The 12,487-nt window shown below is 58.0% G+C and carries 22 protein-coding genes; 10 read left to right on the forward strand and 12 right to left on the reverse strand.

What is annotated here, in order from left to right; genetic code table 11:
• Positions 1-16: 16 nt before the first annotated feature.
• The 4 genes from xisR to ABWP92_RS00310 are packed head-to-tail and all read right to left on the reverse strand — an operon-like array spanning position 17 to position 2,579.
• A complete protein-coding gene (gene xisR, locus ABWP92_RS00295; protein WP_353233334.1) occupies positions 17-223 on the reverse strand; it encodes an excisionase family protein in 207 nt (68 codons plus the stop codon).
• Positions 216-854, reverse strand: coding sequence for a hypothetical protein (locus ABWP92_RS00300; RefSeq protein WP_353233335.1), 639 nt, complete (start codon positions 852-854; stop codon positions 216-218). Before ABWP92_RS00300 ends, xisR begins: the two co-directional genes overlap by 8 nt.
• Positions 847-1,713, reverse strand: a complete 867-nt coding sequence (locus tag ABWP92_RS00305; protein ID WP_353233336.1) for a hypothetical protein — start codon at positions 1,711-1,713, stop codon at positions 847-849. Before ABWP92_RS00305 ends, ABWP92_RS00300 begins: the two co-directional genes overlap by 8 nt.
• Complete coding sequence (locus tag ABWP92_RS00310) at positions 1,710-2,579, reverse strand: hypothetical protein (protein WP_353233337.1); 870 nt, start codon at positions 2,577-2,579, stop codon at positions 1,710-1,712. Before ABWP92_RS00310 ends, ABWP92_RS00305 begins: the two co-directional genes overlap by 4 nt.
• Positions 2,580-2,712: 133 nt before the next feature.
• Between ABWP92_RS00310 and ABWP92_RS00315 the strand changes: the two genes are divergently transcribed.
• Together ABWP92_RS00315 and ABWP92_RS00320 are read left to right on the forward strand one after the other, a co-directional pair.
• A complete protein-coding gene (locus ABWP92_RS00315; RefSeq protein ID WP_353233338.1) occupies positions 2,713-3,030 on the forward strand; it encodes a type II toxin-antitoxin system RelE/ParE family toxin in 318 nt (105 codons plus the stop codon).
• Positions 3,031-3,033: 3 nt separating this feature from the next.
• Entirely contained in the window at positions 3,034-3,342 is a 309-nt protein-coding gene (locus tag ABWP92_RS00320) for an addiction module antidote protein (protein ID WP_353233339.1), read from the forward strand.
• 62 nt (positions 3,343-3,404) lie between these two features.
• Here the strand turns inward: ABWP92_RS00320 and ABWP92_RS00325 are convergent, their stop codons facing one another.
• From ABWP92_RS00325 to ABWP92_RS00350, 6 genes are all read right to left on the reverse strand, one after another.
• Positions 3,405-4,196 carry a hypothetical protein gene (locus ABWP92_RS00325; RefSeq protein WP_353233340.1) on the reverse strand — a complete coding sequence of 264 codons (792 nt, stop codon included), beginning with the start codon at positions 4,194-4,196 and terminating at the stop codon, positions 3,405-3,407.
• Between the two features lie 7 nt (positions 4,197-4,203).
• On the reverse strand, positions 4,204-4,710 hold the full coding sequence (locus ABWP92_RS00330; protein WP_353233341.1) for a hypothetical protein: 507 nt from the start codon (positions 4,708-4,710) through the stop codon (positions 4,204-4,206).
• Positions 4,707-5,168, reverse strand: coding sequence for a hypothetical protein (locus ABWP92_RS00335; protein WP_353233342.1), 462 nt, complete (start codon positions 5,166-5,168; stop codon positions 4,707-4,709). The genes ABWP92_RS00330 and ABWP92_RS00335 overlap by 4 nt, the downstream gene beginning before the upstream one ends.
• Positions 5,169-5,209: 41 nt before the next feature.
• Positions 5,210-5,341 (reverse strand): hypothetical protein, encoded by a 132-nt coding sequence (locus ABWP92_RS00340; RefSeq protein WP_353233343.1) that lies wholly within the window; start codon positions 5,339-5,341, stop codon positions 5,210-5,212.
• Positions 5,338-5,616, reverse strand: coding sequence for a hypothetical protein (locus ABWP92_RS00345; protein ID WP_353233344.1), 279 nt, complete (start codon positions 5,614-5,616; stop codon positions 5,338-5,340). The genes ABWP92_RS00340 and ABWP92_RS00345 overlap by 4 nt, the downstream gene beginning before the upstream one ends.
• A gap of 93 nt (positions 5,617-5,709) precedes the next feature.
• A complete protein-coding gene (locus ABWP92_RS00350; protein ID WP_353233345.1) occupies positions 5,710-6,132 on the reverse strand; it encodes a helix-turn-helix domain-containing protein in 423 nt (140 codons plus the stop codon).
• A gap of 71 nt (positions 6,133-6,203) precedes the next feature.
• Here ABWP92_RS00350 and ABWP92_RS00355 point away from each other — a divergent pair, with 71 nt between their 5' ends.
• Both ABWP92_RS00355 and ABWP92_RS00360 read left to right on the forward strand, forming a co-directional pair.
• Positions 6,204-6,509 (forward strand): YdaS family helix-turn-helix protein, encoded by a 306-nt coding sequence (locus ABWP92_RS00355; RefSeq protein WP_353233346.1) that lies wholly within the window; start codon positions 6,204-6,206, stop codon positions 6,507-6,509.
• Positions 6,510-6,757: 248 nt separating this feature from the next.
• Positions 6,758-7,375, forward strand: coding sequence for a hypothetical protein (locus tag ABWP92_RS00360; protein ID WP_353233347.1), 618 nt, complete (start codon positions 6,758-6,760; stop codon positions 7,373-7,375).
• A gap of 141 nt (positions 7,376-7,516) precedes the next feature.
• On the opposite strand, the gene ABWP92_RS00365 is transcribed toward ABWP92_RS00360, so the two are convergent.
• Positions 7,517-7,771, reverse strand: a complete 255-nt coding sequence (locus ABWP92_RS00365; protein WP_353233348.1) for a hypothetical protein — start codon at positions 7,769-7,771, stop codon at positions 7,517-7,519.
• 47 nt (positions 7,772-7,818) lie between these two features.
• Here ABWP92_RS00365 and ABWP92_RS00370 point away from each other — a divergent pair, with 47 nt between their 5' ends.
• The 6 genes from ABWP92_RS00370 to ABWP92_RS00395 all read left to right on the forward strand — a co-directional run bounded on the left by ABWP92_RS00370 (position 7,819) and on the right by ABWP92_RS00395 (position 11,663).
• Positions 7,819-8,265, forward strand: coding sequence for a hypothetical protein (locus ABWP92_RS00370; protein ID WP_353233349.1), 447 nt, complete (start codon positions 7,819-7,821; stop codon positions 8,263-8,265).
• 121 nt (positions 8,266-8,386) lie between these two features.
• Positions 8,387-8,617 (forward strand): hypothetical protein, encoded by a 231-nt coding sequence (locus ABWP92_RS00375; RefSeq protein WP_353233350.1) that lies wholly within the window; start codon positions 8,387-8,389, stop codon positions 8,615-8,617.
• Positions 8,618-8,765: 148 nt separating this feature from the next.
• A complete protein-coding gene (locus ABWP92_RS00380) occupies positions 8,766-9,701 on the forward strand; it encodes a YdaU family protein (protein ID WP_353233351.1) in 936 nt (311 codons plus the stop codon).
• A complete protein-coding gene (locus ABWP92_RS00385; RefSeq protein ID WP_353233352.1) occupies positions 9,685-10,536 on the forward strand; it encodes an ATP-binding protein in 852 nt (283 codons plus the stop codon). The genes ABWP92_RS00380 and ABWP92_RS00385 overlap by 17 nt, the downstream gene beginning before the upstream one ends.
• A gap of 31 nt (positions 10,537-10,567) precedes the next feature.
• Positions 10,568-11,074 carry a hypothetical protein gene (locus ABWP92_RS00390; RefSeq protein ID WP_353233353.1) on the forward strand — a complete coding sequence of 169 codons (507 nt, stop codon included), beginning with the start codon at positions 10,568-10,570 and terminating at the stop codon, positions 11,072-11,074.
• 1 nt (position 11,075) lies between these two features.
• The gene (locus tag ABWP92_RS00395; protein ID WP_353233354.1) at positions 11,076-11,663 is read left to right on the forward strand and encodes a hypothetical protein; all 588 of its coding nucleotides are present in this window, start codon (positions 11,076-11,078) and stop codon (positions 11,661-11,663) included.
• Here ABWP92_RS00395 and ABWP92_RS00400 read toward each other — a convergent pair.
• Positions 11,653-12,444: a hypothetical protein gene (locus tag ABWP92_RS00400; RefSeq protein WP_353233355.1), complete on the reverse strand. Its 792-nt coding sequence runs from the start codon at positions 12,442-12,444 to the stop codon at positions 11,653-11,655. The genes ABWP92_RS00395 and ABWP92_RS00400 overlap by 11 nt on opposite strands.
• Positions 12,445-12,487: the final 43 nt, after the last annotated feature.

Below are 12,487 nucleotides of genomic sequence, written 5' to 3' on the forward strand. Positions count from 1 at the left end.
GACTTATCTCGGGCTTCTACCCCTGTGCCAGTTCGACCCATTTTTCTACCGCCTTCGTGTCGATGTAGATGCCGCCATCTGCGCGGCGCCAATGCTTACCCTCGAGCCACACGCCGCGCTCAATCTTGCGACGGATGGCCTTCTCTGTGAGTCCCATGATCACGGCCGCGAGCCTGATACGGACGAATCTGGCGGGCGCCATCAGAACTGCTGGTTCAGCCATTTTTTGACTCCGTATTTCCCGACGATGCCCCTAAAGCCTGTGCCACCACCGTGCGCAGTTGCTGCTCGGTGAACAGCTTGGTGCCGGGCCCCATGTCATGTCGATGCCATTCCGTCTTGTAGCTGCGCGTGAGCCCGCGGTTGTGAAGGCTCGGGGACCAGCTCAGTATGGTGGCCGCTGGCGACTGAAGCGCGGCGAGGGCGTTGCCCGAGCCAGTGCCCGACCGAACAGCGGGGATGGGGTCTGCCTGCAGAGAGACGGCGGCCCGTGCCTCATTCAGCTCGAACCGGAGGGCATGGACCTCGGCCCGGACCTTGGTCAACTGGTCGAACGGGATGGTGCGTTTGCCATCGCGCGTGAGCACGATTGGTATGTTGTCCCTGGCCAGGACCTTGGCATGCGCACGCAGGGCATCGAATGCCTCGGCGATGTGCTTCGCGTCGACCGCCGAGAATTCCGCTTGGCTATTGCGGACCGCGCGGGCCGACATGTGCAGGAGGCTGTTCAGGAAGTGCTCGTGGCGCTCGTACCATGCTGCAAAGTCGACCCGCTCCACCGTGACGTCGGGCGAAGTGACTTGCCTGGACGGCCGGCGCGTGGGCAGGTTTAGTTTTGTGCGTGCCTCAGTCATGGTTCCTTGCCTCCATGAGTTGGATGGCGGAGCGCACAGCGTGAGCGATCGCGTTGAAATAGTCGCTGTATACGCCGTTGGCATAGTTGCAATCGAAGTGCTCTTCATTCAGCAGACTGTGGAGCAACTCGGAGAGGGAGCGGGCGTGAGAGATGGCCGTGCAAGCAGCAGAAGGCAGCATATTGGCAGGCAATTGCTCAACCGCATCTTCTGCACCCGCAAGGGAATCGGCCAGGTACTTCAATGTGCCCGCAATCCGCAATGGATCTTTGACTGGGACAGAGCGGCTGAACATGTCGACCAGTACCGTAAGCACCGAGTTCGAGTGAGCAAGGCTGCCGGCCAGAAAGTCGATCCGTTCCATGGCTGCAAATGCTGCCGGGCAGTTTTTCGGCTGCGCCTTGGAGGGTGTGATGAGAGGGCTTAGGCGCGAGACCCCGGGATCAATCAACTCCGAATGTGGTGATTCACTGCCGATAATCCAGCAAAGCTCGCGAGCAGCCTGTTCGAGAAGCTCGGTGCGCTCTGGAGATTCAACATCGCCTGGTACCAGCCGGGCCGCTTTGATGAGCGCCACGGCATCCAGTCCATAGAGTCGGGCCTCCGTAGATGTTTCGACCTCTTGTCCATGGCGTTCGATGTCCCAGGCGGCAATCGCCAGAATCCGATCTGAGTCGCCGCTCCAGGCGTGGTCTTCTTCAATACCTGCTGCTCTCTCGAGCGAGTCTGCAACGCGTGCTAACGCTGCTTTGAGTGCGGAGGGAGTGCGCTCCGGAACCTCCGGTTCAGCGTTGATCACAAGGGCTGCTTTGCGGGTGGCGCGGCGTGCTGGCGCCGTCTGTTGAATGACGACGCTCATGCTTGAACTCCTTTGCCGAGATTGAATGCTTTGGTGCAGCCGTGTATCTTGCTGTGGGCTTGAACCATGGGGAGGCCATCGTTGTCGAAATGGTTCATGACCATGCCGTTCAGATCGCTGATCCTATGCCCATAGCAATTGAGCATCCCCCACAGGCGGTGATCGCTGTCAGCTCGACACTCCGCTCCCAGGGAGATGATTTCGCTTGCCATTTCATCGATGAGATACGTGGCATCCATCATCAAGCTGGTACCGGCATCGCCCGCCGCCGATGTTGGTGTTTCGGCTGTAAGGGCAACAACGGGCTTTGCAGTACGCGTGGCTGGGGTACGTTTCGTTGTGGTGTCTTTTGCTCGCGCTGCGTTGGTGTGCATGCCGACCAGATACACGAAGTCCGTGAGCAGCTGCAATTCATGAATGTCGCCGGCGTCGTAGGCGACGAGAACGTGATGAGCCAGCGCTCGAGCTTGGCTCGCGAGGATGTTGAGATGGAGTGCGACCCCCACATCGTTGTCCGCGAAGTCATTGATCCGCGAGATGGCCGCGTCAAGCAAGCCGTGTCCCACCCTCAACTGGCCAGTGATATCTCCTGGCGTTCCCTTGATTGGGTCATAACCAGCAGGATCTTGTAGATGGGAAAAAACGGCGTCAGCATCATCCAGTTCAGGAATGGCCGGGAACGCAGTATCCTGAATGCTCTGTGTTGCGCGCACCAGCAGTGTTTGAAGGATGACGATAGGGTCCTTCAGTGCGGCGTCGACAGCACTGTTTTGCGTAGTGGTGTTTGGTGCCTTCGGCACGTGTGGGCGTGCGGCTTTCGGGCTCTTCGTTTTGCCCGCGGCGGGGCGTGTGATAACCTCAGACATGGATCTGACTCCTTGATTGCACATGGTTTTTTGATCTAGAAGCCGGTTTGCGGGACCAATCGCTTACCGGCTTCGCCTTTTCCGGCGTTCGTCTTCGGATGCGCATTTGTGAACTATGGATTACAATTCGTCCGTGTACACGATTCTCCGAATGCCGCAATTCGATGCATGGTTTGGCAGCCTGCGTGATGGCATGACCCAGCGCCGATTGGTTGCCAGACTGCGCAAGGCATCTCTGGGCAATCTCGGCGATGTGAAGTCCGTTGGCGAAGGCGTGTACGAAATGCGCGAGTTCTTCGGCCCGGGCTGGCGCATGTATTACGTGCAGCGTGGCGCTGTTGTGATCGTGATGCTGGGCGGAGGCGACAAGTCCTCGCAGCAACGTGACATCGACGCCGCCAAAGCATTGGCCGCAACTTTGGAGCCCGAAGAGGGCGGGAAGAAGGAGTGACCCATGGACAAGAAAATCAAGCTCGCCGATCTGCCGGTGTTTGACGCGACCGACTACCTGAAGTCGGAGCAGGACTGCGCCGAGTACCTCTCCGTGGTGCTGGAGGATGGTGACCCTGAGCTGCTCGCCGCTGCGTTGGGTGATGTGGCCAAGGCGCGGGGCATGTCGCAAGTCGCGCGCGATTCGGGCCTGTCCCGCGAAGGGCTGTACAAGGCGCTCAGCGGCCAGGGCAATCCGAGTTTTGCCACCGTCATGAAAGTGATGCACGCACTTGGCCTGCAAATCAGCGTACAGCCCGCGGCGCACGCCTGAGCAGATCATTTTCTCGACCGCAGCCGGCGCGTGCACTGGTGTGTGTTTGATGTGCGCGGAGATCATTGCCATCCTCCGGAGATCAGATTGCGCAGGATGTCCGGCGTCTCCGTGCGGTCGAGTCCGTCCTTATCCCTCAGGTGCTGGTAGACCTGCAGCGCTTCTTCTTTCGAACGCGGAGCGATCTTGGCCAGCATGGCGAAGCAGTAGTCATCATGGGCGCGGGCGGCTGGATCTGCATCGCTGGCGTACATGTCTATCTCATTGCGCAGCCAGTAGAGCGAGTCCCAGTAGTCCTGCTCATGCAGGCAGTCGCTGAGTGTGTGGGGCACCAGCACGGGCCGCTTTGCGAAGCGTTCTTCTGCCGCCTCGGCGTCATACTCGTCCCAGTCTTTTGAGCGCTTGAGGCCTCGCAGCGCCTTCTTGCACAGGTCTTCTGCGGGCGTCAACTTGAATAGTTCTTCTTCGGTACCGAAGCGGGCCATTGCTTCATCGCGCCGAGCCTTGCTCTTGATGGAGTCCTTGGCGAGACCTTCCAGATCCGCGAAGCCAAAGCCTCCGAAGATGACCGCGAAAGGGTTGTCGCCACTGGTTGCGCGCAGCCACGCGCAGTAGCGATCGTTCAACTCCTTGGCTGGGGTTGTGACCCGCTTGAACGCCTCCAGCGCCGGGGTAATCAATGCCTGGTGGCCGGTCTCGATGCAGTCACGCAGCCACAGAATCGCGTCGAGTTCGCGGTCTCCAGTCACTGTCTTGGGCGCTGGCGTCTCTGGCACAGTAAGGGCGGTGCTGCTACTCAACGGCAGCGGTGGCAGCGTGAACAGTGCGCGGAATGCTTGATTGTCTGTTGTCATGCCGATCTCACTGCACGCGGTGCACGTTGCTGTTTTCGAGTTGCTCGCCGAACAGCCTGCTGAGGTCTTTTTCGACTTGCTCGACAGGCACACCGAATTTCTCGGCAATCTGCTCAGCGGAATACACGGGCTCGCCGGCGTCGTTCACGAACTTGGTCTCGGGCATGAAGTCGCATTCGACAGCCTTGTCGTGAAATTCCTTCAGTACCTCGGGTGGGGCATGATTGAGGAATTCAAGGAAAAGCGCAGCGCCTTCTGGACGGTGTCGATAGTCCTTTGGATGCTTCTCACGGTGATCCAAGAGAGCCTTCGCTGCGGCCATGAACTTCTCGTGCTTTTGCTGCAACGCGACATGGTCGGGGTTTTTGAGGATTAGCTTCCGATTCAGGGCAATCTGACAGATTGCGATATCCCCCTTTCCTATGACAACCAAAAAGCAGTCATCACAGCAGCCGCCGGTGTGGGCGTTCGATATCTCCTGCTTGCAGTGCAGGCATTGCCATTGCGCGGTCATGCGGTCACCTTGTCGGCGGCTGATTTGCCAGACGCCAAGATGCTCTTGAGCGCTTCGATGCGGTCCTTGGCCGCCAACTCTTCACTGTGTATGCGAAGGATCGTGGCTTCAATCTCAAGCTCGGTCATCTCGAGAACAGGAACGATCACTTCCGCTCCGTGGCGAATCACGGAATAGGAGTGCAGAAGCTCGTTGCTGCGGATTGCACGGATACCAGGCGTCGTCGGCGTCATGAAGGGCTCGATCGCTTCCGCTGCGACCATCAGATCCACCAGCACCTCTTCGGCAGGGCCGTCGTCAGGCAGGCTTCCCATGCCACCGCCTTGGAACAAGGTGCTCACGCCAACCGCCGCATTGACGATGGAAAGCGTGACTTCTTGCGGCAGCGTGCGCAGGTCAACGGCCATGACCGGCCCATCGCCAGTGCGGGTGGTGATGATGTATTTGTTCGAGGGCATATGAGCTCCTGAGGGTTGATGAAAAGACAGGCGAGGGGAGATCAGCGCTTCGCTTGGCGAGCGCTGGATTGGTAGCTGTTCCAGATGAGGCCAGCAGCCCAGCGCGCAGAAAGCACCAAGCCTTCCTTGCGGCGCATGCTGGTGAGGCGAATGAATGTGCGGAGCGTGCTCATGCTGCGTCCGCCTGTTCGAGGCTGTCGCTGTCGAGCGAATGGCCGAGGCGCGAGGCCTCGAGTGGCAGGGGATTGGTGGTGGGCGCTGTGCTCTGAAGAAGCACGCAATTCATTGCGCGGCGCACGCGCATGGCGTGTTCGCGGCCGAGGCCATGGGCCAGGGCGATCAATCCAGCTTCGAGGGATTGAAGGGTGGGTTCACCGACGGGCAGCAGGTCGTTGGCTGCGTCGTGCTGTCGGCATTCTGGTTTCGCGGAATAGGCGGTAGGGAACATCTTCACTCCATTGCTCGTAAGAGAGGCAGTGGAGTAATTACAAGTTAATTTGTATTTCTTGTCAACAAATTAATTTGTAGATCGTGATTGTTGTTACTTGTCGCCATCGAGTTTTCGAGCCAATCTCCTTTTGACAATTTCGCTATCAGGAGCTACGCATAGAGCATGGAGCAACTTGGCAATCTCGGATAGTTCTCGCTCCGGGCGGTCACGCAGTAGTTCTGCCAATTGTTCTACAAGCTGTTGGGACGAAAGAAAATGTGGTTCCGGAAGTGTGCCCAGCAGCATGGCCGCAGCGGAACTGCCAGCCAGCCATTGTGGAGACACATCCAACGCATTTGCAATTGCAACCAAGTGCTTGCTTCCCTGTGCTTGGTTGGCGGGATTGAGTAGGTATTGAATGGCTTGGGGACGAACTCCGATAGCCCGTGCGAGCTCGCTTTGACTCATGTCGCCGGCAGTTTTCATGGCCAGTCTGAGTCGATCTGCGAAGCCTGAAGATGGTTGATCTGACATGCCTCAATCCTACAAATTTACTTGTTATTGGTGTTGCAAATTGATTTGTTTTTATGTACAAAGCAATTTGTATGAAAAAAGCCAAAATTTCACCTCAACAACTTCCGTCCCTACGTTTGGCTATCCAGATATCGGGCAGCCAGAAGAAGTTGGCGTCGATTGTGAACAAGGCTCAAGGGCATGTCTCGCACTGGCTTGCCAATGGATTGCCTTGCGACTATGCCCCAGCAATTGAAAAAGAAACGGGGGTTTCAGTTGAAGAACTTTGCCCTCAAACGGTTTGGCTCCGTGTACCTGATCCCTTGTGGCCTCATCCTGGAGGACGCCCGCTAATCGATGTCGCAAATTCACCAATTTCCCGGGGCGGTCATGTCTAATTTTGGTTTCGCTCTGTGTTTTAGCATGAAGCATGCCAGAGAAGCCGCTGACGTAGGCCTGCGTCTGCATACCGGTGCACTCAATCCAATTGACTCTGCTGCTGACCAAGCCTTTCTCGAACACTTTCATGCCCTGCAGGCGCTGAAGTTGCCGCCTCGTCTTGTAGTTCGCATACAGGCTGCGCTGTGGCGTTTGCAGCAGAAAAGCCATACATCCGCGTCCGCAACTCAACTCAAGGAGGCCGTCGATGGATAAGAAATCGCACCTCATTCCTTGTGGTGACAACTGGTGTGGCGCTACGGAGATGTCTAACCACACCAGGAGCACTCCTTCCAGCTCAGATCTTGGGGTAGTGGGAGATTCCATTGGGGCCGACGAGCTTGGTTCCGGCGTATTTGATTCCTTCGGTGTTGAGAAGGGTGTGTCCGCAGCCTCTGCATTGCAACCCGATATTGTTCCCGTGCTCGAATCTGGGCTGCAACACAGACTTGACTCCATTGCTCAAGCACGACTGGCAAAGGAAATACGACGCTTTCGAGGGGCTTGGCTTCTCGGTCCCGCTCTCCTCTGGGGGGACATTCACCCAATACGCCGATTGCCCATTCCCGACGTCGACAAGCGGATAGCAACTGCTCTCGCGCGTGGCTTCCTTCAGTGCTCGAATCTCCTCGCTCATTTTGAAATTCTCGTTCAAGAGCTCGAAAAGACGGGTTTGGTGAGCGAAGAGCGCGTCCTGAGCTTGGAGAACCTGGTCGCGAATAGCGGCTGTTTTTTCGGCGACGAGATTGAAGTCTCGGACTCCCATCATTGCGGTGACCATGTCCTTCGCGACGCTCAAGGAGGTCGCGGCAATGGTGAGATGTGATGGGTCCATTTTGTCTGCCTCTCTCAGGGTCGGTTGTTGGGGAACAGCCATTTTGCCCCGAGAGACGGTGGGCGCCTTTTGCGCTGGCGCGCAACGTCACCTGCAGGCGCGGCCGAAGGCGCCGTTCTTCGATGGTCGGGTTCATCGCATGTTCCTCGGCATTGGGCGCCGGTTCCGCATCAGCTCCACCGGCCCGCGCACAGTCACTTCCGTCGCCTTGAAGCGAATGTGCAGCATGCCGTCGCGCCAACTCAGTTCGAGCGTGCTGTTGTGCAGGCGCTTCGTCTGCCAGTTGATGGCGGCCTCGATCGACTCGCTCAGCCAGGTGCGCGTGCTCCTGTGGAACGTGATGTGCCGGGCCAGAGCGTTGGGTGGTGTGGTGTGTTGTGTGTTCATGGGGATCGACTATCTCCAAAAGAACGAGACAACACGAGTCAAGAAATTTGTCTCGTTTTGATCCGATGACTCAATTCGAAATTTTGGAGCGGCCCGACATGCAACCAATCGACCCTGCATTGATTGCCCGACAGCCGTCCATGACCAAGGCCCTGCAGCTTTGCCAGACCCTCAGCGGGCGCGATGACAAGTCGTTCATCGGCGCCGGCGGCGTGGTGAAGGATGCCGCGCAGTGGAGCCGCATCATGAGCTCGGGCCAGCACAACTTCCCCCAGGACCAGCTCAACCGCTTCATGGATCAGGCTGGCAACGAGGCGCCGCTGCTGTGGCTCTTGCACAGCCGTGGGTATGACCTCGGCTATCTGCGCAAGCGTGAATCGGAATACGAACGCCAGCTTCGTGAGGCGAACGAGCGCAACGCCGAGTTGATGAAGCGCCTCGAGTACGCCGAGTCCATCTTGCGCGGCGGCCCGGCCCCGATCAGGGGCGCGTGATGTTTCCAGCCACGGCTAGGTTACGGGTAGCTCCCAAATCCGAAAAGCGGTTTCCACCTTTCCCGCCTGCCTGTGGTTTCTTCTCTCAAAAGTGTGATGGTTTGTCCAGAAAGGCGGAAGTATGAACTCAGTTCAGTCTCCCAAAAATGTGCAAGCAGGAACGGGCCTTGTGGGTCTGATTCGGCACCAAGATGAGATTTACGTGAGCGCCGAAAGCCACGGGTATGTGCACCTTGTCACTTCCCCTTTGGATGAAGATGAGCAGCGCATTCGTATCCACGTGACGAACGTGGATGCAGTGATCGAGATGCTTGTCGAATTCAAGCGTTTGGCTCGTCAAAATTGGGAATAGACATGGCGAGCGATTGGATCAAGAGCCACGCGAATTTGTGTCGGTCTCCGAAAACCTCGGTGATTGTCGATGCGCTGATGGCGTCTACGTGCGCGGGTATTGAATTTCCCCGATTGATCGGTGAGTGCCGAGCAGGGAGGCGCATCTCGTGAACTACTACGAACGCCATATTGGCGACTATCTGAAAGACACGGCGCACTTGTCGCTGCTTGAGCACGGCGTCTACACGAGGCTCATGGATGTGTACTACACGCGCGAGGCGGCCATTCCTGACGATCAGGCGGCTCGGCTCGTGGGCGCACGCTCCATCGAGGAGCGTGAAGCATTGCAAGTCGTACTTGAAGAGTTTTTCACGCGATCTGAGCAAGGGTGGGTTCAGCAACGCTGCGAACGGGAAATTGAGCGCTATTTGGACAAGCAGACCAAGGCGAAACGTAGTGCGAGCGCACGATGGGGAGCAAAGCCTTCGCAATCCGAAGGCAATGCGGACGCATCCGCCGGTGATATGCGAACGCAATGCGAACGCATACCGACCGCATATACGGATGATGAACCAACGCATTCCGAACGCAATGCGAACGGTATGCACCGCGCGCCCGTCCCCAGACTCCAATCACCAGACACCAATCACCATAAAGAAATACCCCCCTTACCCCCCGAGGGGGAGGAGGGAGCTTTTGACGCGCCGGGTTTTTTGCTCGACGGAAATGCGAGTCCTGGTTCTGTCGCGGTGAAGCAGCGGTCCGGCAAGTCGGCGTACAGCGCGGAGTTCGAAGCCGCGTGGAGCGCCTACCCCGATCGTCCAAACCATTCGAAGCAGGAAGCGTGGAAGGCGTGGAATGCACGCATTCGAGCCGGTGTTCCAGCGAGTCAGATTTTGGAGGGCGTGAAGCGATATGCGGCCTACATCAAGGCTTCCCAGAAAGATCCGCAGTTCGTCAAGCACGCAGCGACCTTCTTCGGCCCCAGCGAGCACTACCTGAGCGACTGGACCGCTCCGAGTAGCAACCGCGCATCGAGACATTCAGGATTTGACCAAATGGATTACAGCGAAGGAGTCGACAAAAATGGACGCATCATCTGACGACCAACAACCTATCCCCGCTGGTTCGCCGACGTCACAGCGCCCCGCAGGTCATGCGCCCGCCAGACAGCGCGAGAAGCACTGTGATCGCCATGGTCCTTTCACGGCCACCGAGTTCTACCCGGGATCGAGGAACTGGACCGGTTGCCCAACCTGTTCTGAAGAACGTACTGCTCAGCAGCTCGCGGACGAGGCCGCAGCGCGCCAGCACGAGGAAACGCAGAGAGCTGAGCGGATTCGGGTCAATCGGATGGAGATCAGCGGCCTAGTCGGCCGCATGCATGCCCACACCTTTGACAACTTCGAAGCGCAGTCCGATGGGCATCGATTGGTTCGTGACACATGCCGATCCTTCGTCACGCCGCTCGTGTCTGAAACCGGCGGCGGCCTCTGGTTGCTGGGCCTGCCGGGCACCGGCAAAACGCATCTCGGCAGTGCCATGGTTTCCCATGTCATCAACGTCGAGCGTAAGCGGGCTTGCATTTACAGTGCCCGAGAGTTGGTTCGCATGCTGCGCGCGTCCTGGGGGCGGAAGCAGGGTGACATGGAGGATGCACGCTGGTGGATGTCACAGACGGAAGACGAGCTGGTCGAGTATCTGGGCACAGCAGGACTTTTGGTCCTTGATGAGATAGGCTCGAGCTTCAACAGCGATGGCGAGCGCACGCAGCTCTTCGACATCATCGATCTGCGCTACAAGCACAGCCTGCCGACGGTCCTGATCAGCAACCTGAATACCTCGGGCATACGCTCGGCGCTTGGAGAGCGATCGTTTGATCGCTTGCGAGAAGGTGCGCAGGTCCTGCGGTGCACATGGGCAAGCCATCGTCAGTGAACGGACACGCAACCTCGAGGAGAACACGGCCATGACCGAACCCATCGACATCGAAAAATCCATCGCCCGACGGTCTCCAATGGCCACGCCGCCGAACTGGAATCCGGCCTCCAAGAGCCCGACAAGCCACATCATCTGGGGGGCGATCTTGGAGATGCGCGCACTCGGCCTGGCCATCAGCCGCCAGCGGCTTGGGGAGTTGACGGGCCTGACCTACACGAAGATCGACGACCACGTCAGCAGATGGATCGAAGAGGGATACCTGACTCGTGTGGTCGACGGCGTTTACGAGGTCTCCGAAAGCGTGCATGAGCCGCGTGCTATCTCCGTCACAGTGCTGCCCGGTGGTCTCTCGAAGATCGAGGTCGGGGAGTTCTGCGTTGACCTGTATCCGCACGAGCGCCGCACCTTGGCCAACATGCTGCTCGGCGATGCTGTCCAGGTGAGCAACCTGCAGGCCGGCCGGGAACTGGACGGCAAGGTGAGCCAGGTGCAACGCGAGCTGCGCCAGCTCAAGCGCGATCTGGGAGGCGCGTGACGTGAGTCATCGATTTCGTTGGACGCCGGAAAAAATCGCCCTGTTAGGGACCATGGCCGATCAGACGCTTGCGAACCAGCTCGGTTTGACGGTGGCGCAAGTATTTTTCAAGCGCAAGACGCTGGGCATTGCTGCTTCCCAAGTCAGAGAAGGCTGGTTGAAGTGGACGCCAGAAGTAATTGCGCAATTGGGATCCGCATCAGATGCAGAAATCGGAGCAAGACTCGGAATCCACCAAGGTGCGATTGCGTCCGCGCGCCAGCGCTTTGGGATAGATGCCTTCGAAGCTCAGCGCCGATGGACCCCGGAGGAGGTGGCACTGCTCGGCACCATGACGGATGCCGAGGTGGCCAAGAAGCTCAACCGAGGGAAGGCGGCCGTGCGGTGGGCCCGGCAGCAGCGGAAGATTCCGGGCATCCCGTGCAATCTGGGGATCGGCGACGAGTGGGCAGAGCTGGAGCGCGAATACTCAACGTCGGATGTCTCGGTTGTAGCGCTCGCTGAGAAGTATGGCGTGTGCTGCACCTCGGTGCTCAAGAGGGCCAAGAGGTTGGGGTGGATGCGCCCATCCCTAGTGACTACTGCTTGAGGAGCGGTATGACGCTTACCCAGAGTGCAGCAACAGCAACAACGAGGCTGACTGCCGCGACAATAAATCCGGCAACAGCCAAACGTCGCTGGAACCTCGATTCTCTCTTTGCATCAGATGCCGCAAGCTTTGCTTCGTCGGCATTCTGGAGCGCTATTTCAATGGAGCGCTCAGTGGCTTCAGCCGCACGTCGCGTGTTTTCGGCAGTATCCCGCTGGCGCTGCGTATGCTCCGCATGTTGTCGTTGGATGTGCTGATGAATCTCCATGGACCCATCGAGACGTTTCCGATTCTCGTTTCGCTTCCATTCTTCTTCTGCCGCCTCAAAATCAAAGTCCCCTATGCTGGACTCCTTGATGGATTGAAGCAGTGACTGGTCGTTGGGTGTCTGCGCTTCGAGTGTGCTTCGGTTCATGCCCAAAATTGCGTCGTGCTGCTCTTTGGCAAGTTCACTACTTATTGTGTAGGAGTTGAGTCCTGAAGTACCCAGGATTCGCGCTGCGCCGATGTAATCATTCACGGCGGACGCTGGGTCTGGGCCTTGCAATGACTTCTTCCATTCATCCGTTGGGTCAGGCAGGATGCCAAGCGCGCGAACTTGAGCCTCTTGAACCGCCTTGAATTGATTCTTCTCCAGTTCGTCAAGGGGACTGGTGAACAGGTCCCCTGCCAATTCTCGGACATCCAGCTTGAGCTCTCCAATCATTCTCGCCATGCTCGCGACCTCAGTGGAGCCGAGAGCATCAAGGTACGGATCATTTGCCTTTTTGATCATTTCCAACGAATGGCAGTTGCTTTGAGGACATTGTGCCAGTCCCCCTCTA

This window comes from Diaphorobacter ruginosibacter, assembly GCF_040396215.1.
In the GTDB taxonomy this organism is placed as follows: Bacteria; Pseudomonadota; Gammaproteobacteria; order Burkholderiales; family Burkholderiaceae_C; genus Diaphorobacter_A; species Diaphorobacter_A ruginosibacter_A.

Bases quoted from the DNA above. Each gene is read 5' to 3' on its own strand.
- xisR (WP_353233334.1), bottom strand. From the start codon at position 223: ATGGCTGAACCAGCAGTTCTGATGGCGCCCGCCAGATTCGTCCGTATC.
- ABWP92_RS00300 (WP_353233335.1), bottom strand. From the start codon at position 854: ATGACTGAGGCACGCACAAAACTAAACCTGCCCACGCGCCGGCCGTCC.
- ABWP92_RS00305 (WP_353233336.1), bottom strand. From the start codon at position 1,713: ATGAGCGTCGTCATTCAACAGACGGCGCCAGCACGCCGCGCCACCCGC.
- ABWP92_RS00310 (WP_353233337.1), bottom strand. From the start codon at position 2,579: ATGTCTGAGGTTATCACACGCCCCGCCGCGGGCAAAACGAAGAGCCCG.
- ABWP92_RS00320 (WP_353233339.1), top strand. From the start codon at position 3,034: ATGGACAAGAAAATCAAGCTCGCCGATCTGCCGGTGTTTGACGCGACC.
- ABWP92_RS00325 (WP_353233340.1), bottom strand. From the start codon at position 4,196: ATGACAACAGACAATCAAGCATTCCGCGCACTGTTCACGCTGCCACCG.
- ABWP92_RS00330 (WP_353233341.1), bottom strand. From the start codon at position 4,710: ATGACCGCGCAATGGCAATGCCTGCACTGCAAGCAGGAGATATCGAAC.
- ABWP92_RS00335 (WP_353233342.1), bottom strand. From the start codon at position 5,168: ATGCCCTCGAACAAATACATCATCACCACCCGCACTGGCGATGGGCCG.
- ABWP92_RS00340 (WP_353233343.1), bottom strand. From the start codon at position 5,341: ATGAGCACGCTCCGCACATTCATTCGCCTCACCAGCATGCGCCGCAAG.
- ABWP92_RS00345 (WP_353233344.1), bottom strand. From the start codon at position 5,616: ATGTTCCCTACCGCCTATTCCGCGAAACCAGAATGCCGACAGCACGAC.
- ABWP92_RS00350 (WP_353233345.1), bottom strand. From the start codon at position 6,132: ATGTCAGATCAACCATCTTCAGGCTTCGCAGATCGACTCAGACTGGCC.
- ABWP92_RS00355 (WP_353233346.1), top strand. From the start codon at position 6,204: ATGAAAAAAGCCAAAATTTCACCTCAACAACTTCCGTCCCTACGTTTG.
- ABWP92_RS00360 (WP_353233347.1), top strand. From the start codon at position 6,758: ATGGATAAGAAATCGCACCTCATTCCTTGTGGTGACAACTGGTGTGGC.
- ABWP92_RS00365 (WP_353233348.1), bottom strand. From the start codon at position 7,771: ATGAACACACAACACACCACACCACCCAACGCTCTGGCCCGGCACATC.
- ABWP92_RS00375 (WP_353233350.1), top strand. From the start codon at position 8,387: ATGAACTCAGTTCAGTCTCCCAAAAATGTGCAAGCAGGAACGGGCCTT.
- ABWP92_RS00385 (WP_353233352.1), top strand. From the start codon at position 9,685: ATGGACGCATCATCTGACGACCAACAACCTATCCCCGCTGGTTCGCCG.
- ABWP92_RS00390 (WP_353233353.1), top strand. From the start codon at position 10,568: ATGACCGAACCCATCGACATCGAAAAATCCATCGCCCGACGGTCTCCA.